Annotated in this window: 27 protein-coding genes; 17 read left to right on the top strand and 10 right to left on the bottom strand. The window is 62.5% G+C overall.

Annotation, left to right across the window (positions count from 1 at the left end; translation table 11 throughout):
- Nucleotides 1-3 precede the first annotated feature (3 nt).
- The gene (gene fliE / locus QHC67_RS05920; protein ID WP_319292347.1) at nt 4-357 is read right to left on the bottom strand and encodes a flagellar hook-basal body complex protein FliE; all 354 of its coding nucleotides are present in this window, start codon (nt 355-357) and stop codon (nt 4-6) included.
- A 14-nt stretch (nt 358-371) separates the two neighbouring features.
- The gene (locus QHC67_RS05915; protein ID WP_319292345.1) at nt 372-1643 is read right to left on the bottom strand and encodes a sigma-54 dependent transcriptional regulator; all 1272 of its coding nucleotides are present in this window, start codon (nt 1641-1643) and stop codon (nt 372-374) included.
- Between the two features lie 372 nt (nt 1644-2015).
- On the opposite strand from QHC67_RS05915, the gene QHC67_RS05910 reads away from it, so the two are divergent.
- From QHC67_RS05910 to mdoH, 4 genes are all read left to right on the top strand, one after another.
- Entirely contained in the window at nt 2016-2864 is an 849-nt protein-coding gene (locus tag QHC67_RS05910; protein WP_319292343.1) for a flagellin, read from the top strand.
- Nucleotides 2865-3189: 325 nt separating this feature from the next.
- Nucleotides 3190-4077: a flagellin gene (locus QHC67_RS05905; protein ID WP_319292341.1), complete on the top strand. Its 888-nt coding sequence runs from the start codon at nt 3190-3192 to the stop codon at nt 4075-4077.
- 226 nt (nt 4078-4303) lie between these two features.
- Entirely contained in the window at nt 4304-5797 is a 1494-nt protein-coding gene (locus QHC67_RS05900) for a glucan biosynthesis protein (protein WP_319292340.1), read from the top strand.
- Between the two features lie 119 nt (nt 5798-5916).
- Nucleotides 5917-7827, top strand: a complete 1911-nt coding sequence (gene mdoH / locus QHC67_RS05895) for a glucans biosynthesis glucosyltransferase MdoH (RefSeq protein WP_319292339.1) — start codon at nt 5917-5919, stop codon at nt 7825-7827.
- Between the two features lie 9 nt (nt 7828-7836).
- On the opposite strand, the gene QHC67_RS05890 is transcribed toward mdoH, so the two are convergent.
- From QHC67_RS05890 to QHC67_RS05855, 8 genes are all read right to left on the bottom strand, one after another.
- Complete coding sequence (locus tag QHC67_RS05890; RefSeq protein WP_319292337.1) at nt 7837-8571, bottom strand: FliA/WhiG family RNA polymerase sigma factor; 735 nt, start codon at nt 8569-8571, stop codon at nt 7837-7839.
- A gap of 14 nt (nt 8572-8585) precedes the next feature.
- The gene (gene flhA / locus QHC67_RS05885) at nt 8586-10721 is read right to left on the bottom strand and encodes a flagellar biosynthesis protein FlhA (protein WP_319292336.1); all 2136 of its coding nucleotides are present in this window, start codon (nt 10719-10721) and stop codon (nt 8586-8588) included.
- 9 nt (nt 10722-10730) lie between these two features.
- The gene (locus tag QHC67_RS05880) at nt 10731-11576 is read right to left on the bottom strand and encodes a lytic transglycosylase domain-containing protein (RefSeq protein WP_319292334.1); all 846 of its coding nucleotides are present in this window, start codon (nt 11574-11576) and stop codon (nt 10731-10733) included.
- 97 nt (nt 11577-11673) lie between these two features.
- Nucleotides 11674-11976 (bottom strand): hypothetical protein, encoded by a 303-nt coding sequence (locus QHC67_RS05875; RefSeq protein WP_319292333.1) that lies wholly within the window; start codon nt 11974-11976, stop codon nt 11674-11676.
- Between the two features lie 7 nt (nt 11977-11983).
- Nucleotides 11984-12259 (bottom strand): flagellar biosynthesis anti-sigma factor FlgM, encoded by a 276-nt coding sequence (flgM, locus tag QHC67_RS05870; protein WP_319292331.1) that lies wholly within the window; start codon nt 12257-12259, stop codon nt 11984-11986.
- Nucleotides 12260-12331: 72 nt separating this feature from the next.
- Nucleotides 12332-12898 (bottom strand): flagella basal body P-ring formation protein FlgA, encoded by a 567-nt coding sequence (locus QHC67_RS05865; RefSeq protein WP_413818501.1) that lies wholly within the window; start codon nt 12896-12898, stop codon nt 12332-12334.
- A 36-nt stretch (nt 12899-12934) separates the two neighbouring features.
- Nucleotides 12935-13414 (bottom strand): flagellar motor protein MotB, encoded by a 480-nt coding sequence (locus tag QHC67_RS05860; RefSeq protein ID WP_319292329.1) that lies wholly within the window; start codon nt 13412-13414, stop codon nt 12935-12937.
- Entirely contained in the window at nt 13411-14091 is a 681-nt protein-coding gene (locus QHC67_RS05855; RefSeq protein ID WP_319292328.1) for a motility protein A, read from the bottom strand. Before QHC67_RS05855 ends, QHC67_RS05860 begins: the two co-directional genes overlap by 4 nt.
- Nucleotides 14092-14354: 263 nt before the next feature.
- Between QHC67_RS05855 and flgB the strand changes: the two genes are divergently transcribed.
- The 13 genes from flgB to QHC67_RS05790 all read left to right on the top strand — a co-directional run bounded on the left by flgB (nt 14355) and on the right by QHC67_RS05790 (nt 24691).
- A complete protein-coding gene (flgB, locus tag QHC67_RS05850; protein ID WP_319292327.1) occupies nt 14355-14711 on the top strand; it encodes a flagellar basal body rod protein FlgB in 357 nt (118 codons plus the stop codon).
- Nucleotides 14708-15121 carry a flagellar basal body rod protein FlgC gene (gene flgC / locus QHC67_RS05845; protein WP_413818496.1) on the top strand — a complete coding sequence of 138 codons (414 nt, stop codon included), beginning with the start codon at nt 14708-14710 and terminating at the stop codon, nt 15119-15121. Before flgB ends, flgC begins: the two co-directional genes overlap by 4 nt.
- Nucleotides 15118-15771 (top strand): flagellar hook assembly protein FlgD, encoded by a 654-nt coding sequence (locus QHC67_RS05840; RefSeq protein ID WP_319292323.1) that lies wholly within the window; start codon nt 15118-15120, stop codon nt 15769-15771. The genes flgC and QHC67_RS05840 overlap by 4 nt, the downstream gene beginning before the upstream one ends.
- Nucleotides 15772-15796: 25 nt before the next feature.
- Nucleotides 15797-16621 carry a flagellar hook-basal body complex protein gene (locus tag QHC67_RS05835; RefSeq protein ID WP_319292321.1) on the top strand — a complete coding sequence of 275 codons (825 nt, stop codon included), beginning with the start codon at nt 15797-15799 and terminating at the stop codon, nt 16619-16621.
- Between the two features lie 26 nt (nt 16622-16647).
- Nucleotides 16648-17394: a flagellar basal body rod protein FlgF gene (locus tag QHC67_RS05830; protein ID WP_319292320.1), complete on the top strand. Its 747-nt coding sequence runs from the start codon at nt 16648-16650 to the stop codon at nt 17392-17394.
- 22 nt (nt 17395-17416) lie between these two features.
- A complete protein-coding gene (gene flgG, locus QHC67_RS05825; protein WP_319292319.1) occupies nt 17417-18205 on the top strand; it encodes a flagellar basal-body rod protein FlgG in 789 nt (262 codons plus the stop codon).
- Between the two features lie 8 nt (nt 18206-18213).
- Nucleotides 18214-18951 (top strand): flagellar basal body L-ring protein FlgH, encoded by a 738-nt coding sequence (locus tag QHC67_RS05820; protein WP_319292317.1) that lies wholly within the window; start codon nt 18214-18216, stop codon nt 18949-18951.
- A gap of 16 nt (nt 18952-18967) precedes the next feature.
- On the top strand, nt 18968-20098 hold the full coding sequence (locus QHC67_RS05815; RefSeq protein ID WP_319292315.1) for a flagellar basal body P-ring protein FlgI: 1131 nt from the start codon (nt 18968-18970) through the stop codon (nt 20096-20098).
- 2 nt (nt 20099-20100) lie between these two features.
- The gene (locus QHC67_RS05810) at nt 20101-20415 is read left to right on the top strand and encodes a rod-binding protein (protein ID WP_413818500.1); all 315 of its coding nucleotides are present in this window, start codon (nt 20101-20103) and stop codon (nt 20413-20415) included.
- Nucleotides 20412-21743 (top strand): flagellar hook-associated protein FlgK, encoded by a 1332-nt coding sequence (gene flgK, locus QHC67_RS05805; protein WP_319292311.1) that lies wholly within the window; start codon nt 20412-20414, stop codon nt 21741-21743. Before QHC67_RS05810 ends, flgK begins: the two co-directional genes overlap by 4 nt.
- A gap of 16 nt (nt 21744-21759) precedes the next feature.
- On the top strand, nt 21760-22605 hold the full coding sequence (locus tag QHC67_RS05800) for a flagellin (RefSeq protein WP_319292307.1): 846 nt from the start codon (nt 21760-21762) through the stop codon (nt 22603-22605).
- A 157-nt stretch (nt 22606-22762) separates the two neighbouring features.
- Nucleotides 22763-23626: a flagellar motor stator protein MotA gene (gene motA, locus QHC67_RS05795; RefSeq protein ID WP_319292304.1), complete on the top strand. Its 864-nt coding sequence runs from the start codon at nt 22763-22765 to the stop codon at nt 23624-23626.
- A gap of 3 nt (nt 23627-23629) precedes the next feature.
- Nucleotides 23630-24691 carry a flagellar motor protein MotB gene (locus QHC67_RS05790; RefSeq protein WP_319292301.1) on the top strand — a complete coding sequence of 354 codons (1062 nt, stop codon included), beginning with the start codon at nt 23630-23632 and terminating at the stop codon, nt 24689-24691.
- The last annotated feature ends 14 nt before the right edge of the window (nt 24692-24705 follow it).

The raw sequence follows: 24705 nt of genomic DNA, 5'->3' as shown, positions 1-24705 counted from the left end.
GGTTTATACCGGCATGCTCATGATGTCCTTATAGGCGGACAGGAGTTTGTTGCGGACCTGAAGCGTCGCTTCAAAGCCAATGGAGGCCTGCTGCTTGGCCAGCATGACCGCAGCGATATCGGTGGTCTGGCCGCTTTCGAACGCAGAGGCGGCCTCGCCAGCTTTGTTCTGGAGCCCGTCGACCTGTTGCAGCGCGGATTTCAGCGCATCGGTAAAGTCGCCGGGCTTCGTGCCACCCGCGCCACCAATGCCACCTGCACCGCCGGTCTGCGGAGCCGTGACATCGCGCAGTGCCGTGTTCTTCTGGAGGATGGCGTTGCGTATCGCCATCACGCCGTCAGTGGATATGCCGCTCATCGCTCAGCCTCCCCTTATGCCGCGGCCAGCTCGCGCATCTCGGCGAGCCGATAGCGCAGCGTGCGTTCGGAGATGCCGAGCTTGCGCGCGGCCATTGCGCGATGCCCGTCAGTTTCGCGCAGGGCTACCCGGATCGCGTCGATCTTCGACATGCGCGCGACTTCCTGAAGGCGGACCGGCGAAGTGGTTTCGGCGCGGGCCTTCAGCGTTTCCTGCGAGACTGCGCCAGTGATGTGGAGGTCATCGGCTTCGATCCGCTCACCTTCGCGCAGCACCATGGCGCGCTGGAGTACATTGCCGAGTTCGCGAGCATTGCCCGGCCAGCTATGCGCCTTCAGCTTGTCGACTGCCTGCGGCGTGGGCCAGGGGAAAGCATCGGTCGCGCCAAGCTGCGCCATCTGCTTGTGCTGGCGCAGCAACAGAGCGGCAGCGATGGCGGTGATGTCGTTGCGGCGGACCGACAGCGGCTGCAATTCCAGCGGCATGACGTTCAAGCGCCAGTAGAGATCGTTCCGGAAGCGGCCCATCTCGCACTCGGCGGCAAGGTCGCGGTTGCAGGCGGCAATCACGCGGACGTTGACGGGCACCGGATGCGTCGCGCCGACCGGGAGTATCTCGCCTTCCTGCAATGCCCGAAGCAGCTTTGCCTGCAACGCCAACGGCAGTTCGGCGATCTCGTCGAGGAAGAGCGTGCCGCCATCGGCCGCGAGGAACAGACCGTCCGAAGCGGCGGCGGCGCCGGTGAAGCTGCCCTTGCGGTGCCCGAACAGCATCGCTTCCATCATGGTTTCGGGAAGCGCGGCGCAATTGACGGCAATGAAGTCCTTGTCGGCGCGGGCGCTGTGTGCGTGGAGGAAGCGCGCCATGCCTTCCTTGCCGGTTCCGGTGTCGCCCTGCACCAAGACGGTCGCGTCGCTGCGGGCCATGCGGGTGGCGAGGCGCATCAGCTTGGCGCTGCCGACATCGCCGACGGCAGGCATCCCGGTGGGGCGGGCCAGTTCGGCGATCAGCGCCATGGCAAGGCCCATGTCTTCAAGAGCAAAGCCGATGCGAGCAGGCATGCCGGAAGCGGCAGGCTGATATAGCGGCGCGCCGTCACGTACATCGATCAATATGTCGCGGTGCGTGGCATGGGCGATTTCGCTCGACAGCAGTATGCGGCCTGCACCCTTTTCGCGGGGAGATGCGGCGTCCACCTGCGTGACGGTATAAAAGGCGTTGTCGAGCCAGACCGGTAATCCCGGAAGAAGCGTGCAAACGCCAAGGCTCATGTCCAGTGCCGACATGCAATAAGGTCCCCATGTGCGATGGCTTGGCACCCCCGTGCCGCACCATCTCTTTCGATGAGCCCAATTTGCCTTCCAGACCTTATGATATGGTTAACAAGCGGAAAGGTTTGCCGGAAAGCGGCAAGAATCTTCCGGGTTGCGGCAAAGAGGCGCCTCTCAAGCAACTCCTAAGCGGTCAGATAACGGAAGACCGGCAATAAACTGCCGGGAAAACGGCCAGACTTCCCACTATTTACAGCACTTTATAGAGAAGCGGAATTTTATTGCCGCCATTCCTAAAGGCCGTTTGCCGCCTGCCGTTATACCATTTCGAGGCCGCAACCGACATTGGGCAGGCGACCTGAGTAATTCGGGAAAAGGGAAGTTATCATGACCGTTATCGGAACCAACGTATCGGCACTGCGCGCTGCAAATGCAGCTTCGAAGGCTGATGCCGGCCTGCAGCAGGCTCTGGAGCGCCTGTCGACCGGCAAGCGCATCAACAGCGCCAAGGACGACGCAGCTGGCCTTGCCATCTCGTCCAAAATGACCGCAGACATTCGCGGCTTGGCTCAAGCTTCGCGCAATGCTCAGGACGGCATTTCGCTGACGCAGACGGCTGAAGGCGCCCTCGGCGAAATCGCCAACATCGTTCAGCGTATCCGCGAACTGGCCGTGCAGAGCGCCAACGGCACCATCAGCAACGCCAACCGCACCGGCATCAAAGCTGAATCCGACGCGCTGACCGCACAGATCACCAACATCGCCACCACCACCAAATTCAACGGCAACACGCTGAGCGGCGGCAGCTTCCAGCTGCAGACCGGCACCGGCGCTACGGATACCGTATCCTTTACGGTCGGCGACATGAGCCTTGCTGGCCTGAACCTTGGCGCACTCGACCTTTCGACGGCCGCTGGTGCAACCGCAGCGCTTACGCTGATCGACGGCACGGACCCGACGGGCGCCACCAACACGCCTGCCGGCCTTGGTTCGCTGGCAGTGGTTTCCAAGGCACGTGCCAACCTTGGTGGTGTGCAGAACCGTCTGGAAGCGACGATCTCCAACCTGGACTCGACGGTCACCAACCTGACCGAAGCTCGCTCGCGGATCGAAGACGCCGACTTCTCGGCCGAAACCACCGCCCTCGCAAAGCAGCAGATCCTGTCGCAGGCATCGACTGCAATGCTCGCCCAGGCCAACCAGGCACAGCAGAACGTCCTCAGCCTGATCCGTTAATCGGACCAAGCACTCTGAATTGAGCGACGCGGTCTTGGTCCACCGCGTCGGTCGATAGGCCCCCGGCATTTAACGGTCCCCACCAAGCCGGGGGTCCAACTTTCGATCAAGGATCATCCGAAACCCTCGTCCCCCCGGACGAGGGTTTCCTCGTTCCAGCAGGGCCTGGAGCGATCTATCTGTTTAATTTCCTGCGTGATCAGAGGATTAACCAGAAAGTCGAAAAAAACGACATGTCCGCATAAAGGTCCAGACAACCCCGCCGTTATAGCTTTCGAGGCCGCGACCGTCATCGGCAGGCGACCTGATTGAAAGGGAACTTATCATGACCGTTATCGGAACCAACGTCGCAGCGCTTCGCGCCGCCAATGCTTCTTCTAAGGCTGATGCCGGCCTGCAGCAGGCCCTGGAGCGCCTCTCCACCGGCAAGCGCATCAACAGCGCCAAGGACGACGCAGCCGGCCTCGCAATCTCCTCCAAGATGACCGCCGACATTCGCGGTCTGGCTCAGGCTTCTCGCAATGCCCAGGACGGCATTTCGCTGACGCAGACCGCAGAAGGCGCCCTCGGCGAAATCGCCAACATCGTTCAGCGTATCCGTGAACTGGCCGTGCAGAGCGCCAACGGCACCATCAGCAACGCCAACCGCACCGGCATCAAGGCTGAAACCGACGCCCTGACCGCGCAGATCACCAACATCGGCGCCACCACCAAGTTCAACGGCAACACGCTGAGCAGCGGCAGCTTCCAGCTGCAGACCGGCACTGGCGCAACCGACACGGTTTCGTTCAAGGTCGCTGACATGAGCCTGGTTGGCCTCAACCTTTCGACGCTTGACCTCTCGACTGCGGCCAATGCGACACTCGCACTGGGCCTGATCGATGGAACGGGCGCAGCGGTCGCGGCTTATGCCAACCCTCTCGCTCCGACGGCACCGGAACTTGCCGCTACCGCCGCGTCCAAGGGCGCGCTGGCCATGATCTCCGAAGGTCGTGCCAACCTTGGTGGTGTTCAGAACCGTCTGGAAGCGACGATTTCCAACCTGGACTCGACGGTCGCCAACCTGACCGAAGCGCGTTCGCGGATCGAAGACGCCGACTTCTCGGCCGAAACCACCGCGCTTGCCAAGCAGCAGATCCTCTCGCAGGCATCGACTGCTATGCTCGCCCAGGCGAACCAGGCACAGCAGAACGTCCTCAGCCTGATCCGCTGATTGGACCAAGCACCCTGAATTGAGCGGCGCGGTCCTGGTCCATCGCGCCGGTCAATAGGCCCCCGGCGTCTAACGGTCCCCACCAGGCCGGGGGTCCAACTTTCGATCAAGGATCACCCGAAACCCTCGTCCCCCCGGGCGAGGGTTTCCTCGTTATTGCGGCGCTTCATCTTGTCGGCCGGTTGTTTCGCTTGATAATCGAGCATCGTCGCCCATGTAGCGTAGGATGACACATTGGAACCGACGTGAAGTAGTGGCGGCCTCCGGCGCGGCACTGTTGATGGCAGGCAGCGCGAAAGGCCAGCACCCCGCGAACATTTCGGAGCGCTTCGACTGGCAGACACTCGTCACTCGCGCCAAGGCTCTGGCCCGCACGCCCTACAGGGAAGTCTCGCCGCATCCCGGCGCGAAAGCCGTCAACTATGACGCTTTGCACAAGGTCCAGTTTCGCGACGAGCGCACGATCTGGAACGACAGGAATGACTCGACGGGCGTGCGTCTCTTTCCTCTCAGCCAATTCTCCAACCAGCCGGTGTTCCTCCATCTCGTGGAAAATGGTCGAGCATCGCCACTCGCCTACGACACCGCTTTCTTCGACATGCCCGCCGACAGCCCGGTAAGGGCGCTCGGCCCGGACGCAGGATTTGCCGGGTTCCGTGTGATGACGAAAGCCCGCGATGCCGACTGGCTCGTGTTCATGGGCGCGAGCTACTTTCGCGCCTCGGGAGCGCGCAAGCAATATGGCCTGTCCGCGCGCGCGATCACGATCGACACCAGTTCGGGCAAGGAGGAATTCCCCCGCTTCACGCATTTCTGGCTGCAGCATGACGGGCCGGATGCGCTGACCGTATACGCACTGCTCGATGGGCCGGGCATCACCGGAGCCTATCGGCTGCGCAACAGCATCGACGCGAAAGGCGTGCATCAGGACATCGACGCGGCGCTCTTTCCCCGTCGTGCCATTGCAGAACTCGGGACGATGCCGATGACCAGCATGTTCTGGTACGATCAGGCGCACCGCAAATTGGCGACCGACTGGCGTCCTGAGATCCACGACTCCGATACGCTGCTCGTGCGTTCCGCCAATGGTGAAGGGCAGGCGCGGCCGCTCATCAACCCGGAGGCACCGCACATAAGCAGTTTCACGGAGCCGAATGCCCGTGGCTTCGGCCTGCTCCAGCGCGACCGGGATTTCGATCACTATCAGGACGACGGCGTGTTCTATGAGCGACGCCCTACCCTCTTCGCCACCCCACGCCAGCCATTGGGCAAAGGCGTCGTACGACTTTACGAGTTCCCGACCGACAGCGAATATACCGACAATGTCGCGGCTTATTGGGTCCCCGCCACATCCGTAACGCCGGGCAAGCGAATGGATTTGTCCTATCGACTTGACTGGCAGGATGACGCACCCCCCAGCGCCTCGACTTTATCGACGCTGACCAACGTCTTTCGCGGCGCCCTTGAAGGAGGAGGCATCCGCCTGGTCCTCGATTTTTCCGGCGGCCCGGCAGACAAGGCCGGAGTCGAGATCCAAGCCGAACCAACACGCGCGCGCATCATCAAAACCGCGGCTTACCCGATTCTGGGCCAGCCCGGACGCTGGCGAGCAGTGCTGGACCTTGTTCCTGAAGCTGGCCTCGGCGCAGAAATCCGCGCGCAATTACGGCGTGGCGACACGCCCCTCTCCGAAATGGTGCATTATCCATTGAATGCGTAACGGAACTTCCCTGTACATCCCTCATTTATGTTGAAGATGGTAAACATAAGGCATGGACGGGGAGAGCGACCGGCACGTCAGGAACGGCAAAAGGGATTGATCGCACGATGGACAATGTCATGGACGGCGCAAGCCGCGCGTTCGACAAGCGCCTGCGCGCCTCTGCCGCGGTTGCGCGCGCCGCTGATTTGTCTGTAGCCAGTCTGCCTCCGGAAAGTCCGCTCGCCATGCCCGAGCAGAACTTCTCGGTAGCCCCGCCCCACTCCCAACCTGCACCGCCGATCGCGCCGGGTATCTCCCGCGTGCTCGTGCTTCTGGTGCTCTCCATTGCGACGTCGCTGCTCGGTGTGGGCATGATGACCGACGCCCTGCAGCCGCGCGGATTTTCGGCTTGGGAAGTTGCCTATCTCGCGCTCGCCATTCCCCTGTTCGCCTGGATCGCTTTCGGTTTCGCCAACAGCGCCATTGGTTTTGCCCTGATCTGGTGGCGTGACGTGCATAACAGCCGCGGCTACCAGCGATCGACGACTCGCGTGCCGGAAGGCCGCGCCGCTATCCTGCTGCCCGTATGCAATGAGGATTTCCTCACGATCATCGGCCGCCTGTCGATCATGGAGCGGTCGCTCGAAACGCTGCCCGGCTGCAACCAGTTCGATTTCTTCATCCTCTCCGATTCCAACGCCGAGAATGGCAAGGCGGAGGAAGATGCCTATTCCGCTGTGCGGGACGCTTTCGTGCGTCCTGTCTACTATCGGCGCCGTACGCAGAATATCGGCCGCAAGCCAGGTAATGTCGCGGAATGGGTGCGGCGCTTCGGCGGCGCCTATGAATATATGATCGTCCTCGACGCGGACAGCGTGATGAGCGGCAAGACGATGAGCCAGCTTGCCGCACAGATGGACCGCGAACCCAATGTCGCGCTCGTCCAGACGATTCCCGCCGTGGTCGGTGCGCAGACTCTGTTCGCCAGGTGGCAGCAGTTCGCGAGCCGCCTCTATGGTCCGATGTCCGCGATCGGCGCGATCTGGTGGTCGGACCGGCAGGCGACGTTCTGGGGCCATAACGCGATCATTCGCGTCAAGGCATTCGCCGAGAGCTGCGGTCTGCCGGAGCTTAAGGGCCCCGCCCCCTTTGGCGGTCACATCATGAGCCATGACATGGTCGAGGCCGCACTACTGCGCCGCCGCGGCTGGGCTGTGCGGATGGTGATGGCGGATGACAGTTTCGAGGAATTCCCGCCGTCGCTGCCCGATCTTGCGATCCGCGACCGGCGCTGGTGCCAGGGTAATATTCAGCATATCCCGCTGATCCCGAAGATCGCGGGCCTCCACATTGTCAGCCGCTTCCAGTTGCTTGTCGGGGCTTCGGCCTATGTCACATCGCCGATGTGGCTGGCGCTGATACTGACAGTGATCGGCGGAGAGTTCGCCGGTGCATGGCGCGCGAACATGGTGCTGCCGTCGGGGGGGCTACTCGCCCTCACCCTTGTCCTGCTGTTCGGGCCGAAGCTCATGGCGATTGCGCTCACTCTGCGGGACGAGGAGCGCCGCTTGGCATTTGGCGGGTCCCTGCGCCTATGGATCGGAGCTATCATCGAGACGGCGTTGTCGATCCTTGCCGCGCCCATTCAGATGCTGACGCACAGCATCAACCTCATCAGCATCCTGTCCGGCCGCAAGAGCGCCTGGAACGGCCAGACGCGGGATTGCGACGGCATTCCGATGGCCGATGCGTTCCGCACCTTCCGCTATCATGTGGCGCTCGGTGTGATCATCCTGATCGGCGGGCTGTTCTCCGGAATCACGATGATGTGGCTGATGCCGATCGTTCTCGGCCTGTTGCTCGCGCCCGTGCTTGCTGCTCTGACGGCGCGCAAGGATCTCGGACGCATGCTGGAGGATCGCGGCTTGCTCGCCGTGCCCAAGGCGTGGTGGCAGCTCAGCAGCTATCGTCCGCTGCGTACCCGTCTGTCGGTGGGCCGTTCCACATCGGTCTGGACCACGCCGCTCAGCGTGGCGAACGACGCTTAACGGGCGTGCTCAGTCCCAGTCGCTGAGCATGTCCCGCAGCTTGTCGAGCGCGGCCTTCTTGATCTGGCATACGCGCGCCGCGCCGATGTCCAGCGTCAGCCCGATTTCCTCAAGGTTCATCTCCTCGACGAAATAGAGCTGGAGCACCATTGCCTCGCGCTGCGGCAGCTTGCCGATGCCCGCCGCGATGGCTCTCTTCAGGCTCTCGCGTTCCAGTACCTCGTCAGCGCGATCCTCGACATCCGCGAACCACATCGACTGATCCGAATAAGCCTCGTCCATGCTGGTATGCTGCACCATCTCGGCGCTGTCGGCGGCGACGCGGTAGTCGGCGGGCGCCATCTCCAGATGCACGGACATTTCCGCCTCGGTAGGCACACGGCCCAGCTTCTGCTCCAGCTCGCCGCGCGCCTTGCCCAGCTTCTTGCGCGTCGCCATGGCGGAGCGGCACAAGGTCGCATGCCGCCGCAGATGGTCGATCATCGCCCCACGCACCCGCATCTGCGCATAGGTCGCAAAGCCGTGGCCGCGATCCTCGAAACCGTTCGCCGCCTCGACCAGCGCCAGCATGCCGATCTGCAACAGGTCCTCGATCTCGATGGCGCTCGATACCCGGCCATGTACGTGCCAGGCGATCTTGCGCACCAGCGGCATATACTGCCTGGAAAGCTGCGCCGCGCCCATGGGTCCCGCATTGCGGCCGTAGGTATTGGCATCGGCCGCCGTAATCTTCTTCATATACATCGACGCGCCGCTCCTTAGGCGATTCGTTCGCGGGTCGGCGTCGTTCCCGACACCGGATCATGACGCGGAATGGCCCGCTGCTGCTCACCGCCCACCACGGCCACCACTTCCACAGGCTTCCCGTCGGGAATCTCGAGGAAGGACAGCACCGGCGTTTCTGGCAGATGAGGCTTAAAAAGTCGTGCAAGCGCCCGGCGCGCCGTTGGCGATGTGACGATCGCGAAGTTCCGCGCCTGCCCCATGATCGGCCGGGCAGCGGACGTCACCGCTTCGATGATGCGGTTGGCGAGCGCGGGTTCGATTGGATGCCTGGCGTCGCCCGCAAGGCGCACCGCCTGCGCCAGCAGCGCTTCCAGATCGCCGTCCAGCGTAATCACCGGCAGCGGCATCTTCACCGGAACCAGCCCCTGAATGATCAGCGACCCGATCCGCTGGCGCACCGCCTCCACCAGTTGTTCATGGCTATAATCGGGCCTTGCAGCGTCGATCATCGCTTCGCAGATCCGGCGGAAGTCCTTCAGCGCAATCCCTTCGATCAGCAGCGAACGGCACACGGCGGAGATTTGCGCGAGGCTCATCAGCGCGGGCGTCAGGCCGTCGACGAGTTGCGGCGCATTTTCCTTCAGCGCGTCAAGCAGCTTGCGGGCTTCATCGAGGCCGAACATTTCCGCAGCGTTCATCGCGATCAGCTGATTGAGATGTGTCGCGACCACAGTCGCCGGATCGACCACCGTATAGCCACACACAACCGCTTCGCTGCGCTTGTCCTGAGCGATCCATACTGCGTCGAGGCCGAAAGTCGGGTCTTTGCACGCACGGCCGGCGACTTCGCCTTCCAGCGCACCGCTGTCGAGCGCCAGCAGATCGTCCGGCCAGATTTCGTCCTCGCCCACCACGACACCGGCAATGGTGATGCGATAGGCATTGGGTTCCAGCGCAAGGTTGTCCTTCACGCGCACCATCGGCACGACGAAGCCCAATTCGCGCGAAAGCTGGCGGCGGATGCCGGTGATGCGCGCCATCAACGGCGCGCCCTTGCGTTCATCGACCATGCCGATCAGGCCATAGCCGATCTCCAGGCCCAGCACCGCACCGTCGGAAACGTCGTCCCACTCGATGTTGGCGGGGTTGGGCGCTTCCTCGACGGGCGCGGGTGCGTTCGCCTTGGTCTTCGCGGCCTTGTTGAGCTTCCATGCCAGAAACCCGCACAACGCAGCGGCAGGCAGGATGATCATGTGCGGCATTCCGGGCAATATGCCGAGGAAGGCGAGGATGGCCGCGACCGGCACCCATGCCTTGCCCGCGCCGAACTGGCTGGCGATCTGGCCCGACAGGTCCATTTCCGACTTGACGCGCGTCACGATGGACGCGGCCGCGATGGAGAGCAGCAGCGCGGGAACCTGCGCCACCAGAGCGTCGCCGATGGCGAGGATGATGTAGGTCGAAGCCGCCTCGCTCAGCGACAATCCGTGACTGACCGTGCCCAGCACGATGCCGCCGATAATGTTGATGACGAGGATCAGGATGCCCGCGACCGCGTCCCCCTTCACAAACTTGGACGCACCGTCCATCGATCCGTAGAAGTCTGCCTCGGTGGCGATTTCGGCGCGGCGCAGCTTCGCTTCTTCCGGCGTCATCAGACCGGCGTTGAGATCGGCGTCGATCGCCATCTGCTTGCCCGGCATGGCGTCAAGCGTGAAGCGAGCGGACACTTCCGACACGCGACCCGCGCCCTTGGTGATGACGACGAGGTTGATGATCATCAGGATCGCGAAGACGAAGATGCCGACGACATAATCGCCGCCGATCAGCAGGTGCCCAAACGCCTCGATCACATGACCCGCCGCATCCGATCCGGTATGCCCCGATACCAGCACCACGCGCGTTGACGCCACGTTCAGCGCCAGACGCAGCAATGTCGCGAACAGGAGCACCGTCGGAAAGCTGGAGAAGTCGAGCGGCTTGGCGGCGTTCAGCGCGACCATCAGCACCGCAAGGCTGATCATGATGTTGGTGATGAAACCGATGTCCAGCATCAGCGCCGGCACCGGCACCATCATGAAAAGGACCACCATCAATGTCGCCAGCGGAAGCAAGGCTCCCTTGGCGGCGCTCATCCACACTTTTCCGTTGGCCTGACTGCGTGTCATAATGCGGACTTACCTTCCGAACGTCGCAAGCATGAGATAGGCGAGCCGCGCCGTTTCAGGCTGCGGCTTATGGGTATCGGCGGCGCTGACCTGAGTGGCGAGGCGCTGCGTTTCGATGCGGACATAGTCGGCGGGCTGCACCGCCCTGGAACCTGCAGGCAGCGACCAGCCGGATGGAATAGGAACATCGGCATACTGAACGCTCGCACCTTGCGCGCTCTTGTCGAGCTTGGCGGCGAAATTCGCGCGGATGTCGGCAAAGCTGCGAGCATTCCCCTGGCGGTCGAAGAAGATCGAGCGATTGGCGCGCGCGGCTGCGGGAAACAGCGATGCCGCGGAAGCGTTCGGCGCGCTGTCATGCGCGGCGAGGAATTTCGCGGCCCCACCTACGCCAAGGAAGTGCGCCATATAAAGGTCGGCAGGTTGCGCTTCGCGGCCCAAGCGCTTTTCGAGATAGGCTTTGTTGTCGGAGGCATGTTCCGCCGCCATCACCGACGCGGTTTCGGGATGATTGCGCAGGTCCATGATCTGCTTGCGCAGTGCCGGGTCCGCCACAAAATAGCGGCCATTGCTGCCCTTGCCGATCGCGTCGGCGGCCCAGTCGAGCCCATATTCCGCGCCATGGTCGTTAACCACCGCAAGCCAGCTCTGATCGACGAACTGATAGAGCCCGGTTGCCGATGAAGTGGAGGCGCGCGCGGTCGGGTTGAGGCCGCTTTCGATCTTCGCCTGGCCCAGAAGATAGCCGAAGTCTACGCCCGTGCGACGGCTGGCCATGGCGATCGCGTTGGTCACGCGCCCGCTGCGGCTGGAGCCGTTCGTAGCTGCAATGTTCATGTCGGCAAAGGCTGACACTTGATAACCCCCATATGATGCAGGGCTATTTAAGCAAATGTCGTGCCAGTTTCCGGTGGGTCGTTAATGCGCAAAGTATCGCGCGATTAAAGGGCCTTTAGCGACCGTATGTCAGCGGCACTTGCGTGGTGCCGTGACTGGCCAGCAGGTTCATGCGCTGGCGGGCATTGTCGTTCAGGACATTGGTGCGAATACGCGCCGCCTCGATCAGCGGCATCAGGCCATTCAGCCGATCGCGCACCGCCGGTTCGTCGCGCCATGCGCCCGCTTCACGAACGCGCGTCGTGGCATCGCGGACGCGCGCTGTCGCAGCGTCCACCAAAGCGATATCTTCGCCATCCAGCGCGTCGCGCAGGTCAGCGAAAGCGCTGCGCAAGTCATCAAGAGCGGAAATCGGCACTGTCTGATCAGCCCCGTGGCAAATCGAGGTCGAGCATCTTCTGCGCGATGGCTTCGGCATCCACCGGATAATTGCCCGATGCGATGGCGGCCTTGATCGCGCCGATCTTGTCCATGTCGATGGGCGCACCCTGCGCCGCCATGCGGGCTGCAGGGCTGGCGGAAACATCCGCCTTCTGCGCCACGAAGCCCTCGACGCTGCTCACGCCCTTGCCCTTGCCGGTTTCCCGCAGCTTGGAACTCTCGATGGCGGCGGTGAGGCCCGATCCAACGGAATTAATCATGGGTCACGTCCTTCTCGTGTGCGGCCCGCCAAGGGCCGAAAATTGATGCTCAACACCTATATACGGCAGCAATCAATTTTCCTTAAATCCAGGAATTTGCACCATGCCCATTTCTACCACCTGAGCCAGTACCGGCGAGGCTTTTTTGTCTTCGCCCCGCACGCGGATCATCGTGCCGATCGCGCCATCTTCGTCCGCAACCATCAGGCGCGAGACACTGAACGCCGCGCCCCCAGCGACCAATTGCACCGGATCGCCTTTCTTCACGACCATTTCACGCGACGGTACGGGCCGGGCAGCCGCAGCGCGTTGCGTCGGCATCGTCACGTTCGCCTGAACGCCGCCCGCCACCAAGGGAACACGAATGCGCCAGCCAATGGCATCGCATTTCACGATCGCCGCGCCGAAAGTCGGCCCGGTGACGTTGGGCGTGGACGGACAAGCCGCCAGTTTCAGCCGCCGGTCGATGGGCGTGACCGGACCGCCGGGTTCGCCAAGATTGGCGCCAACGGTCATCGCGACCAAGCCGTCCAGCCGGTCGAGATTCTCGAATTTCTGCTGTGCCGCAGCTGGACTCGCCACTGCCAAAGCCACCATCAAAACCGAAAAAACGCGCAAAGCCTGTCTCCTGACATTCATTGCGCAAATATAAGCAAAGGTCATGCCAGTCCGTATTCAGCCCGATTTTGCTGGGCCGGGCGCGAGGCGAATCACCTGCCCGCCACTGGATCCCGCCCGTTGATCCAGCCCACGAATTATCAGCCGGTCCTCGCCAATTCCTGCCGCCTTCAGTGCCCGCGCCACTGCGCCCAGGCGCGCCGCTGCGAGATCCCAGCTATCGAAGCGTTCCGTTCCCCGGTCCTGCCCCGCCGAAGCCAGCTCCACGGTGCCGCCACGCGTCAGTGCCCGCCCCGCCGAGGCCCGGATTTCCGCCATTCCCGCTTCGGTCAGCATGGCTTCGCCCGGCACGAACAGGACGTCGGCGCGCCACTCATCCACCTTCGCCATGGCCTTTGCGCCGAATTGCGCGCCGACGCCCGACAGCACCTGCGCGCTGCGATTGCCGCTGGCCTGCAAAAGCACGAAAAATCCCAGCAACAGCAGCGCCAGATCGGCAAAGCTGATTCCCCAGCGCGCGTTCCTTGCGCGCATCATGCGACTTCCCGGATCGCGGCGCGGCGCACCGGCGCATTTTCCCGCCGCGCTACTGCCAGCATCCGGTCGCACAGCGCCTTCTGCCACGCCAGTTCCCGCGTTGACAGATCGACAAGCCGCCCTGCAACCGGCGCGGCGATCAGGTTGGCGATGACTACGCCGTACAGCGTCGTCAGCAGCGCCAGCGCCATGGAAGGACCGATCGCCGCCGGATCGTCCATCGCCCCGAACATGCCGATCAGGCCGATGATCGTGCCCGCCATACCCAGAGCGGGCGCGGCATCCGCCATCGCATACCACAGGCCATGCACGGCCCGGTGCCGCTCTGCGCGGTCGGCAAGCTGTTGCTCCACCCAGATTTCGAACTGATCCATCCGATCGCAATGCGACAGTTTGCGCACCGCCTCACCCAGAAACGGATGCGCCGTCAGCACTTTGCCGGTGCATACGCGATCGGTGCAGGCAAGGCCGCGCAGTTGCGCAAGATGATCGACCTGCATCATCGCCGCTCGCGCCGCGTCGCGATCCTGATCCGGTTTTGCCGTGAACAGCGGCCCCAGCGCCCGCATTCCACTCGCAAACGCGCTCGGTCCGTTCTGCAACAGCGCAAGCCCCAGCACACCAGCAATCATCAGCGCCAGCGTCAGCGGATCGAGAATATGCGCGAGAAATTCCATCGTTGCCGTCCCCCTCGTCCAGCCGCGCCAGACGCACGGCTGCACAGCGGCAAAAGCCTGCCTCCGACCGGCAAGAAATTGCCGCCCTTGCCGCCCTGCCCTGCAAAACCCGCAGAAATGCTGGACTTTGCCTCAACAGACGGTGCCGGCCAGTAAATTGGCACGGCCTTTGCAGATATGGGACGGGATAGGCCCGCACTCATGGTCCACAGGGACAAGAACGGCAGCCTGCCCACGAACTTTAGTAAGGACGAACGGAAAAGATGAGCCTGGAAGACAGCCTGTTTGGAGTGCACGGAAAAGCGCTCGCGCTGCGCTCGCAGCGTTTGTCCCTGCTCGCCTCCAACATCGCCAACGCATCGACGCCCAATTACAAGGCGCGCGACATCGACTTCGAAGCGGCTCTGAAGACCGCCACAGAATCCAGTGCCAGCACGTCCAGCGCCGCACAGGGCGCGATGGGATATCGCGTGCCGCTTCAGCCCAGCATGGACGGCAACACCGTCGAACTGTCCACCGAACAGACGCTCTTCGCGGAAAATGCCGTGAAGTACCGCACGACGCTCTCCTTCCTCGAAGGACGCATCAACACCATCAACCGCGCGCTTCGGGGAGAATGACGATGGCGGGTGAACCCATGAACGTCTTCGACATCGCCGGTCGCGCCATGTCGGCCCAGCTCGTCCGGCTGAACGCCACTGCGTCCAACATGGCGAATGCGGGCAATGTAACCGGCAGCGAGAAGACTGCCTATCGCGCGATCCGCCCTGTGTTCCAGTCCGTGACCGAAAAGCCCGGCATCTCCACGGTGAAAGTCGATCAGGTCGTCACCACCGACGCCAAGCCTGTGAAACGCCACGACCCCAACCATCCGCTGGCCGACGCCAATGGCGACGTGTTCGAAGCTGCCGTCGATAGCAGCGCGGAGCTGGTGGACATGCTCGAGTCCGCCCGGATGTACCAGAACAACGTGCAGGTCCTCCAGACCGCCAAATCCCTGATGCTCGAAACCATAAGGATCGGCAAATGACGACAGCCGTAGTTGATAAAGCCGGCATTACGCTCCAGCAGCCCGCCACGCCGAAGGAGACCGGCAAGCAGGCCATGGGCCAGGCCGACTTCCTCCGCCTGCTGACGACGCAGATGCAGACGCAGGACCCCTTCGAACCAATGGATAACAGCCAGATGGTCGCGCAGATGGCGACGATCACAAATTCCAGCGGCATCGCGGAAATGAACGTCACGCTGAGCGACATCAAGAACCAGCTCGCCGGAACGCGCCTAGGCGACGCGGCCAGCTGGATCGGCCGCTCGATGCTAGTCAAGAGCAACATCGCGGCGCCCGACATCGCAGGGCAATATGCCGGACAGGTCACGATCCCTGCCGCCAGCGAAGGCCTTAGCGTCGACTTGGTCGATGGCAGCGGCGCCGTGGTGAAAACCATCGACCTTGGCGCACAGCAGGCCGGCGACGTGTCCTTCTATTGGGATGGCAAGGATGCGGACGGCAAGAATGTCGGCACGCAGGCCCTGCAGGTGAAGGTCCGCGGCGCAACGACACCAGTGGTCGCCACCTGGGCCAGCATCGCCGCTGTCCAGTCGCCCGCCGATGGCACCGCATCGAAACTCATAACCCCCCTCGGCACCTACAATCCTTCCGACGCCATCCGGCTCAGCTGAACTATTGCACTAAGGAGTACCGCACATGTCCTTCTACACTTCGCTTTCGGGCCTCAAGGCCGCTCAGTCCGACCTTTCGGCGATTTCCAACAACGTCGCCAACGTCAACACGACATCGTTCAAGAAGAGCAAGACCAGCTTCGGCGATATCTTCGCTTCGGCACCGACGCAGAACACGCGCCAGGTTGCGGGCCAGGGCGTCCGCGTGATCGGCATCAACCAGCAGTTCGTGCAGGGCACCATCGAAACCACCGACAAGACGCTGGACCTCGCCGTCACTGGCGAAGGTTTCTTCACCGTCAAGACGACGGGCACGAGCGGCACCACCTCCTACACGCGCAACGGCGCATTCAGCATGGACAAGAGCCGCTTCGTCGTCGACACGACGGGCGCACGCCTTCAGGTCCTGCCCGTCGACGCCACGACCGGCGCAATCACTGGCACGACGCTCAGTGATCTTCAGATTCCCGCAAACAACGGCGCGACGCCTCCGGTTGAACTCGCCAGCATCTCCGTCTCCGACAAAGGCGTCGTCGCCGCGACTTATGCTGATGGCACCACCTCGGCAATCGGCTCGGTAGCCATGGCCAACTTCGCCAGCCAGGACGGCTTGCGCCAGAAGGGCGACGCCCATTGGGAAGCCTCGATCAACAGCGGCAACGCCATTTACGGCGGCGCGGGTCAGGGCATGTTCGGCTCGGTTCGCTCGGGCGCGCTGGAACGCTCCAACGTCGACATCACCGAGGAACTGGTCGGGCTCATCTCCGCCCAGCGCAACTTCCAGGCGAACGCAAAAGCGATCGAGACCGCGACCGCGATCACGCAGACCATCGTCAACCTGCGTACCTGATACGCACCGCTAACTGAGGATCGATCATGGATCGCCTGGTTCACACTTCGCTTACGGCAATGCGCGGCGCAATGGCGCGGCAGACGGCCATCGCCAATAATCTGGCGAATGCCAACACTGTCGGCTTTCGGGCCGAGATCGCCAATGCGTCGACCCAATATATCGACGGCCAGACCTTCAAGACCCGCGCACAGCAGGCCGAGCAGGTTCTCGCCGCCGATATGGACGAGGGCGCCGTGACCGAAACGGGCAATCCGCTCGACGTCGCCCTGAACGGCGATGCCCTGCTCGCGGTACAGGCACCGGACGGCAGCGAAGCCTATACGCGCCGGGGCGACCTGAAGCTTAGCGAGAGTGGACTGCTCACGACCGGCAATGGCGATCCCGTGCTGGGCGAAGGCGGCCCGATCACGCTGCCCGCAGCCGACAGCATCTCCATCGCGAAAGACGGCAGCATCTGGATCGTGCCGCAGGGTGGCGAGGCCAGCCAGCCGCAGCGCGTCGATGCGCTGAAGCTCGCCAGCGCCAAGGGCTCCAGCATCAAGAAGGGCGTCGATGGCCTGTTTCGCGAAGTGAACGGCGGCGGCGCTCTGCCGCAGGACCCGCTCGCCAGCGTCACCGCCGGATCGGTCGAGGGATCGAACGTCAATGCGACCTCCGCTCTGGTGCAAATGATCGAGGCCAGCCGCGCCTGGGAAACCCAGATCAAGATGATCAATACCGCCAAGGACATAGATGACGGCGGCGCATCCCTGATGCGTCTCGACAGCTGATAGATCTACGAAGGACTGAACGATGAGCAACGCTGCACTCCACGTCGCCCGCACCGGGCTCGACGCACAGAACACCAAGATGCGTGTCATCGCGAACAACCTCGCGAACGTGAATACCACCGGGTTCAAGCGCGACCGCGCCGATTTCGAGACGCTTGCCTATCAGCAGATGATCGCGGCAGGCTCCGCCTCGGACAGCGAGAATAAGTACGCGACGGGCCTGTCCCTGGGATCGGGCGTGGCGCTGACCGGCACCAGCAAGATCGATACGCAGGGCACTTTGAACACGACCGGCAACGGGCTCGACGTCGCGATCGAGGGCGCTGGTTACTTCCAGCTTCAGAAGCCCGACGGCACCATCGCCTACAGCCGCGCGGGCAACTTCAGCCTGACCGCGGAAGGCACGATCGTCAGCGCGGAGGGCCTGCCCCTGATCCCGCAGATCCAGATCCCCGAAGGCGCGACTGGCGTGACCATCGGCAATGACGGGACCGTGTCGGCATCGCTCCAGGGCGAGTCCGCTGCAACGGAACTCGGCAAGATCGAGACGGCGCGCTTCGCCAATCCGGCGGGCCTGCAATCCATCGGCGCGAACCTGCTCGTTGAGACGGCCGCATCCGGCACGCCGCAGGTCGGCGTTCCCGGCCTTGAAGGACGCGGTTCGGTCCGCTCCGGCTCGCTGGAAGGGTCCAACGTCAATGTGGTGGAGGAATTGGTTGAGATGATCGAGACCCAGCGCGCCTATGAAGTCAATTCCAAGATGATCAAGGCCACGGACGAAATGCTGCAATATGTGAACCAGCAGCTGTGATAGGCTCGATGCTTCATAAAACTCCGTTCGCCCTGAGCTTGTCGAAGGGTTCCGCCGAGCGTAGTCGAGGTGCCGCCGGATTGGTCTGCGACACCGTAGTAATTTTGGCGGTTCTTGGCCTCACGACGCAGCCTGCCCTCGCCAAGCGCAAGGCGGAGAAAGTCGTCTATGCGCCAACCTATTCGGAACCCGCGCCTGTCCCGGCAGCGCCCAATGGCTCGATCTTCCAGATCGCCTCAGGCTATTCACCGCTCACCAGCGGCGCGCGTGCGGCGATGGTCGGCGACATCATCACCATCGCGCTGGTCGAACGTACGCAGGCGTCCAAGAGCACCAGCGCCAATACCGCGCGCGACGGCTCTATCGGCCTGACCCCGCCGACGACCGGCCCGTTCAACCTGTTCCAGCCGAGCGATATCGGCGCGAGCGGCACCAACAGCTTCAAGGGCACGGGCACGGCGGCGCAGTCCAACGCGCTCTCCGGCGAGATCACTGTGACCATCGCCAGGGTCTACCCGAACGGCACCATGCTGGTACGCGGCGAGAAAGCCCTGACGCTCAATCGCGGCGACGAATTCATCCAGATTTCCGGCCTCGTCCGTCAGGCCGATGTGGGGCCCGACAACCGCGTACCATCGACGCGGGTGGCCGACGCCAAGATTATCTACACCGGCAAGGGAGAAATCGCCCGCGCCAGCCGACAGGGCTGGCTGCAGAGATTCTTCACTGCAATCAGCCCCTTGTGAGCGGAATCCAACAGCCATGACCCACCGGGCCCTCCTCTCATTCGGGCGTTTGATCGTCCACTTCGCATTCTGGATCGCCGCCGCAACAGCCTTCGTGCCCGCCGCGCATGCGGAACGGATCAAGGACCTCGGCACCTTCCAGGGCGTCCGTCCCAACCAGCTGACGGGTTACGGCATCGTCGTAGGTCTGGCAGGCACCGGCGACGACAGCCTGAACTATTCGACGGAGGGCGTGAAAGGCATCGCCGCCCGCTTCGGCCTCAACCTGCCGCAGGGCGTGAACCCCGCGCTGAAGAACGCAGCTGCCGTGCTGATCACCGCCGACCTCCCGGCTTTCGCCAAGCCCGGCCAGCGCCTCGACGTCACCGTATCCGCCATGGGCAAGGCCAAGTCGCTGCGTGGCGGCACACTTATCCTCTCGCCCCTGCGCGGTGCGGATGGCCAGATCTATGCGATGGCGCAAGGCAACCTCGCGGTCGGCGGTCTAGGCGTATCCGGTGCGGATGGCAGCCAGGTCTCGGTCAACGTCCCCTCCGCCGGCCGCATTCCCGGCGGGGCGACCATCGAACAGGCGGTTGCGACTGGCTTCGACACGGCCCCAACTCTAACCTTCAATCTCGCCGAAGCCGATCTCACGACGGCCTTGCGCGTTGCGGACGGCATCAACCGCGCATTCGGCGACCGTCGCGCCCGCGCCATGGACGCCGTATCGGTGATGATCGATGCCAAGCCAGGCGCCGAAGATCGCATCCTGATGATGGGCATGATCGAGAACATCGAAGTCAAGCCCGCCGAAGCGCCTGCCAAGGTCATCGTCAACGCTCGCACCGGCACAGTCGTCATCAACGGCGCGGTACGTATCGCTCCCGCCGCCGTTGCGCATGGCAAATTGACCGTCAGCATCAAGGAATCGCCGACCGTGGTTCAGCCTGCGCCCTTCTCTCAAGGACAGACCGCGATGGAGCCTTCCAGCGCCATCACCGTCGAGGAAGAGAAGCGCCCAGTAATAGATTTTAAAGGTGGCGCGTCTTTAGCCGATATAATCAAAGCCGTGAATGCGATCGGCGCTTCTCCGTCGGACCTCGTCGAGATCCTGGAAGCGCTCAAGCAGGCCGGTGCCATGAAAGCGGAACTGGTGGTGTTGTGATGATGCAAGTTGCTACGACGACGGCCACTGCCGGGGCGGCACAGGCCAGCCCTCAATCGAAGGCGGAGCTGGAAAAGACCGCCAAGGCCTTCGAAGCGATCTTCCTGCGCCAGATGATCGCGACCATGCGATCGTCCAGCCTGGGAGACGGACTGACGGACAATGATGCCACGGGGCAGTTCCGCGATATGTCCGATGCGCGCACCGCCGACAATATGGCGGAGACGGGCCGCTTCGGCATTGCCGATCTTCTGGTGCGCCAGCTTGGCGCCAAGGTGAACATCACTCCGCCTGCGGTTAGCGATCCTGTGGCATGAGCGGCGATCTCTTCATCATCGGCGCGTCCGGCACGAAAGCATATCGCGCCGCCATGGGAGCGATTTCCGAGAACATTACCAACGCCAACACTCCAAACTTCAACCGTCGTTCGGTGAGCACCCGCGAGTCGCTCGCTTCCGCTTCGACGATGCTGCTCTACGCGCCGCAGACGAGCTTCGGGGGCGTCGACATCGCCCGCGTCAATCGCGCCAACGACCCTTATCTCGACGCAACAGCGCGCCTCACCGGCACCGCGCTCGGCAGCGTCACCTCCCGCCTGCGCTGGCAGAGCGACATCGAAACGGCTCTGGATGATTCGGACACCGGCGTTGGCCATCTTCTGTCGGACATGTTCGGGGGCGTCGAGAAGCTTGCCGCCAATCCTGCGGACCCGTCGCTGCGCACGACGCTGGTCTACAACATGCAAAGGGTCGTGGATGCCTTTCATCAGTCCGCGGACGGCATCAAGCAAAGTCAGACCGGGATCGCCACAGACGCGGGCAACGACGTTCAGACGATCAATAATGCTCTTGCGGAACTGAGCCGGATCAACACCAATCTGTTGCGGTCGCAGGACGGCTCAGCCAATCAGGCGCAACTTCTGGATAGTCGCGATGCCGCGTTGTCGCAGATCACCCAGCGCATGGACGTAACCATTGCGTTCGGCGCCAGGGGATCGGTTGAGCTTAGCTATGCGGGAACGACGATCCTGAGCGGCGGTGTACCGTCGACATTTTCGGTCAATCAGAATGCCGACAAGACCCTGTCGCTTAGCCATGAAGGAACAGCTATCGCTGCTCCAGGTACAGGATCGCTCGGTGGTTTGTTCCAGAGCGCAACGGTCGCTAGAGATCGGTTGGCATCGCTGGATTCCCTGGCGCAGAAGTTCGTCACTGACCTTAACACCTGGCACGGCCAGGGCACGATCGACGGGACTGTACCCGGCGGTGCGCTGTTCTCGGGCACGACTGCGACGAACATCGCGCTCGTAATCACCGATGGCAAGGATATCGCGACCCGCTCGTCAGACGGGCGCCTGAACGGCAATCTGCTCAACATCTCGTCAGTTCGCGGCACGGCTGGTGTGGAACAGGGATGGACCGCGATCATCGCCGCTCATGCCAATTTGCTGAACGCCACGTCATCCGAGTTCACGGCCACCCAGAAGCGGGACGAGCAGGCGCGCGGCGCACGGGAAAATGTCAGCGGCATCGATCTCGACGCGGAAGCGGCGGACTTGCTCCGCGTGCAGCAGGCTTACTCGGGCTGCGCCAAGATCATTCAGGTAGCACGGGAAACCGTCGACGCCATTCTCCAGATAATGTGACGAGGACAATCGCGCCATGGTAGCCATCACCGCTCAGACGCTGGCTGACGAAATCCGTCGGCAGAAAGCCTTGTCGCAAAGCATTGCCGCCGATCAGGCAGCGGTCTCGAGCGGAAAGCGCATAACCAAGGCTTCGCAGGATCCCCTTGCATGGGTGCAGGTCTCCGACCTTGCACGGCAGCAGGCTCAGCAAGCCGCATGGACGAGCAATGTCGGCTACGCCCAATCGCGCGCGGGCAAGGCGGAATCGAATCTTCTGGAGCTCAATAATGTTTTTGTGCGTGCGCAGGAGTTGATGGTCAAGGCCACTACGGCATCGACAAGCGCGTCCGACCTCAGCGCCATTGCCGCAGAATTGCGCAATATTCGCACGGTGGCGAACGAACTCATCAACGAAACCGATTTTCAGGGAACGCCCGTGTTCGACAATGGCACCAGCACGGCCGTTCCGGTTTCACGGGGCATAAACCTGCAGGTTGTCGGCACGATCGCCCAGGTTTCGCAAGGAATCAACGTGGGAGGCACGCCACAGTCCCTCGATAATATGCTGTCTGCGGCAATTGCTTCCGTCACGACGGGCTCCGCTACCGACCGCACCGCGGCTCTCGGCGCGATTGGCAACGGGCTGGACCACATCATCAATCAGCGGGCGGAACAAGGCATCCGGGGCGACAGACTGAAAACCGCTAAGGAGCGGCTTGTAGACGTAGATCTGACGCTGGTGGAGCGCCGATCGGATCTGGAGGGCACGAACGTCCCCGAGACTTTGGCGAACATCCAGTCGAAGCTTACCACATTGGAGGCGGCGCAAGCCGTGTTCGCGCGGATCAACCAGCAGAACCTGTTCGACTTGCTGAGGTAAGGTGCGTCCAGCGGGCAACTGCTTGGAAAAAACTTCATAAACCATGATTTCGTGCCGCTAAATTCAACATCCTAAACTCCGCGGTAACTAAACCGTCCTTACAAGGGAATGGTACCGCAGTGCGCAGCCACTGCATCAGTTTCACGCGGGGAACAGCATGTTCGCAATCATTGGCATTGTCGTCCTGATCGTCATGGTCTTCGGGGGATTCGCGTTTACCGGCGGCGACCTCGGGCCTGTCTTGCACGCCCTACCCCACGAAATGCTGATCATCGGTGGCGCGGCCGTCGGTTCGCTCATCATCGGCAACAGCGGCGCAGACCTGAAGGCGCTTGGCGGCGGCTTCGGCAAGGTTTTCAAGGGCGCAAAGTACAAGAAGCAGGATTTCCTCGACTGCATCTTCCTCGTCAGCAAGCTGATGAAGATGCTGCGCGTCGAGGGGCCGGTAGCGCTGGAACCCCATATTGAAGATCCGGCATCTTCCGCCGTCTTCAGCGAATATCCGCGACTGGTCAAAGACAAGACTCTCATCCACCTCATCAGCGACACCCTGCGGCTGGTGGTCGTGTCGTCCGGTACGCTCGATCCTCATGCGGTCGAGGAAGTGATGGATAACACGCTCAAGACGCATCATCACGAAGCGATCAAGCCTGCCGAAAACCTTCAGGGCCTGGCCGATGCGCTACCGGCGCTGGGCATCGTTGCAGCGGTTCTGGGCGTGGTGAAGACGATGGGCTCCATCGATAAACCACCGGAAATTCTGGGCGCGATGATCGGCTCGGCGCTTGTCGGCACGTTCCTCGGCATTTTGCTGGCTTATGGTCTGGTCGGCCCCTTCGCGACGCGTTGCAAATCGGTGATCGAGGCCGATGGATCGATCTATCATGTCGTCAAGCAGATCATCATTGCATCGCTGCATGGACATCCGCAGCCGCTTGTGATCGAAGCCGCGCGTTCCAGCCTTAGCCATGCCAACCAGCCCGCTTTTGCCGAAGTCTTCGACGGCATGCGGGGCAAATAAGTCATGGCGGGGGACAGCAAGAAGCGGGGCGGCAATGAGCCCGAACCGCGGCCAATCATCGTCAAGAAGATCATCGTGGAGGCCCATGCCGGCCACCATGGCGGCGCCTGGAAAGTCGCTTATGCCGACTTCGTGACGGCGATGATGGCGTTCTTCCTGTTGATGTGGCTACTTGGCGCTACGACGGAAAAGCAGCGCAAGGCGCTTGCGGACTATTTCACGCCGACGATGGTCGTGCTGAAATCGGGCAGCGCGGGAGCGACCGGCCTGCTCGGGGGCGACAGCATCACCGGCAAGGAAAACTACCCCACGACCGGCGGCCAGGGCAATATGGCCATCACCATCCCTCGCGATGCTTCGGGCACCAAGGATGAAGGCGGCCGTATGAAGAAGGCAGCCGATCGCCAGAAATTCGAGAAGATCAAGCAGCAGATCGAAGCCCGCATCGCCTCGAACAAGGCGATGACCAAGCTGAAGAAGAACATCCGGTTCACCGAAACTCGCGAGGGGCTGCGCATCGACCTGATCGACGAGGCGGACTTTGCCATGTTCGCCATGGCCACTGATCGGCTGTTGCCGCAGGCACGCGGGCTGATCGCAGAAGTCGCCAAGGTTCTGCAGGGCATGCCGAACGACGTGATCGTGCGCGGGCATACCGATGGCCTGCCCTATGCGGCGGGCCGGACGATGAACAATTGGCTGCTCTCCTCCGCCCGTGCCGAAGCGACGCGCAAGGCGCTGGCGGATACGGGACTAAGCAACAACCGCTTTGCAAAGATCGAGGGAGTCGCCGACCGGGAGCCTTATATTGCCGGTGACATCTATGATCCGCGCAATCGCCGCATGTCGATCGTGCTGGCATGGTCGCAAGAGGGCCAAGGAAGCGATAATAGCGCAAATCTCGATGCTGAGACTCAAGCTGCCATTCGCGAGCGGGACGATCCGATCCGCAAGTCCCGCGCAGAGGCCAAGGCCCTGGACATGGGTGGAACCGGCCTGCCCGCAGGCGCAGTACTCTTCAATCCGGGAGCCAAGTCCGAACCGAAGAAGCCGGGCAAGCATTGACCTGAGAGGTAAGC

It is taken from the genome of Sphingobium sp. (genome assembly GCF_033795625.1).
GTDB lineage: Bacteria > Pseudomonadota > Alphaproteobacteria > Sphingomonadales > Sphingomonadaceae > Sphingobium.
This window is presented reverse-complemented; position numbering and strand designations above follow the sequence as displayed.

Bases quoted from the DNA above. Each gene is read 5' to 3' on its own strand.
- fliE (WP_319292347.1), bottom strand. From the start codon at position 357: ATGAGCGGCATATCCACTGACGGCGTGATGGCGATACGCAACGCCATC.
- QHC67_RS05915 (WP_319292345.1), bottom strand. From the start codon at position 1,643: ATGTCGGCACTGGACATGAGCCTTGGCGTTTGCACGCTTCTTCCGGGA.
- QHC67_RS05910 (WP_319292343.1), top strand. From the start codon at position 2,016: ATGACCGTTATCGGAACCAACGTATCGGCACTGCGCGCTGCAAATGCA.
- QHC67_RS05905 (WP_319292341.1), top strand. From the start codon at position 3,190: ATGACCGTTATCGGAACCAACGTCGCAGCGCTTCGCGCCGCCAATGCT.
- QHC67_RS05900 (WP_319292340.1), top strand. From the start codon at position 4,304: ATGACACATTGGAACCGACGTGAAGTAGTGGCGGCCTCCGGCGCGGCA.
- mdoH (WP_319292339.1), top strand. From the start codon at position 5,917: ATGGACGGCGCAAGCCGCGCGTTCGACAAGCGCCTGCGCGCCTCTGCC.
- QHC67_RS05890 (WP_319292337.1), bottom strand. From the start codon at position 8,571: ATGTATATGAAGAAGATTACGGCGGCCGATGCCAATACCTACGGCCGC.
- flhA (WP_319292336.1), bottom strand. From the start codon at position 10,721: ATGACACGCAGTCAGGCCAACGGAAAAGTGTGGATGAGCGCCGCCAAG.
- flgM (WP_319292331.1), bottom strand. From the start codon at position 12,259: ATGATTAATTCCGTTGGATCGGGCCTCACCGCCGCCATCGAGAGTTCC.
- QHC67_RS05865 (WP_413818501.1), bottom strand. From the start codon at position 12,898: ATGAATGTCAGGAGACAGGCTTTGCGCGTTTTTTCGGTTTTGATGGTG.
- QHC67_RS05860 (WP_319292329.1), bottom strand. From the start codon at position 13,414: ATGATGCGCGCAAGGAACGCGCGCTGGGGAATCAGCTTTGCCGATCTG.
- QHC67_RS05855 (WP_319292328.1), bottom strand. From the start codon at position 14,091: ATGGAATTTCTCGCGCATATTCTCGATCCGCTGACGCTGGCGCTGATG.
- flgB (WP_319292327.1), top strand. From the start codon at position 14,355: ATGAGCCTGGAAGACAGCCTGTTTGGAGTGCACGGAAAAGCGCTCGCG.
- flgC (WP_413818496.1), top strand. From the start codon at position 14,708: ATGACGATGGCGGGTGAACCCATGAACGTCTTCGACATCGCCGGTCGC.
- QHC67_RS05840 (WP_319292323.1), top strand. From the start codon at position 15,118: ATGACGACAGCCGTAGTTGATAAAGCCGGCATTACGCTCCAGCAGCCC.
- QHC67_RS05835 (WP_319292321.1), top strand. From the start codon at position 15,797: ATGTCCTTCTACACTTCGCTTTCGGGCCTCAAGGCCGCTCAGTCCGAC.
- QHC67_RS05830 (WP_319292320.1), top strand. From the start codon at position 16,648: ATGGATCGCCTGGTTCACACTTCGCTTACGGCAATGCGCGGCGCAATG.
- flgG (WP_319292319.1), top strand. From the start codon at position 17,417: ATGAGCAACGCTGCACTCCACGTCGCCCGCACCGGGCTCGACGCACAG.
- QHC67_RS05820 (WP_319292317.1), top strand. From the start codon at position 18,214: ATGCTTCATAAAACTCCGTTCGCCCTGAGCTTGTCGAAGGGTTCCGCC.
- QHC67_RS05815 (WP_319292315.1), top strand. From the start codon at position 18,968: ATGACCCACCGGGCCCTCCTCTCATTCGGGCGTTTGATCGTCCACTTC.
- QHC67_RS05810 (WP_413818500.1), top strand. From the start codon at position 20,101: ATGCAAGTTGCTACGACGACGGCCACTGCCGGGGCGGCACAGGCCAGC.
- flgK (WP_319292311.1), top strand. From the start codon at position 20,412: ATGAGCGGCGATCTCTTCATCATCGGCGCGTCCGGCACGAAAGCATAT.
- QHC67_RS05800 (WP_319292307.1), top strand. From the start codon at position 21,760: ATGGTAGCCATCACCGCTCAGACGCTGGCTGACGAAATCCGTCGGCAG.
- motA (WP_319292304.1), top strand. From the start codon at position 22,763: ATGTTCGCAATCATTGGCATTGTCGTCCTGATCGTCATGGTCTTCGGG.
- QHC67_RS05790 (WP_319292301.1), top strand. From the start codon at position 23,630: ATGGCGGGGGACAGCAAGAAGCGGGGCGGCAATGAGCCCGAACCGCGG.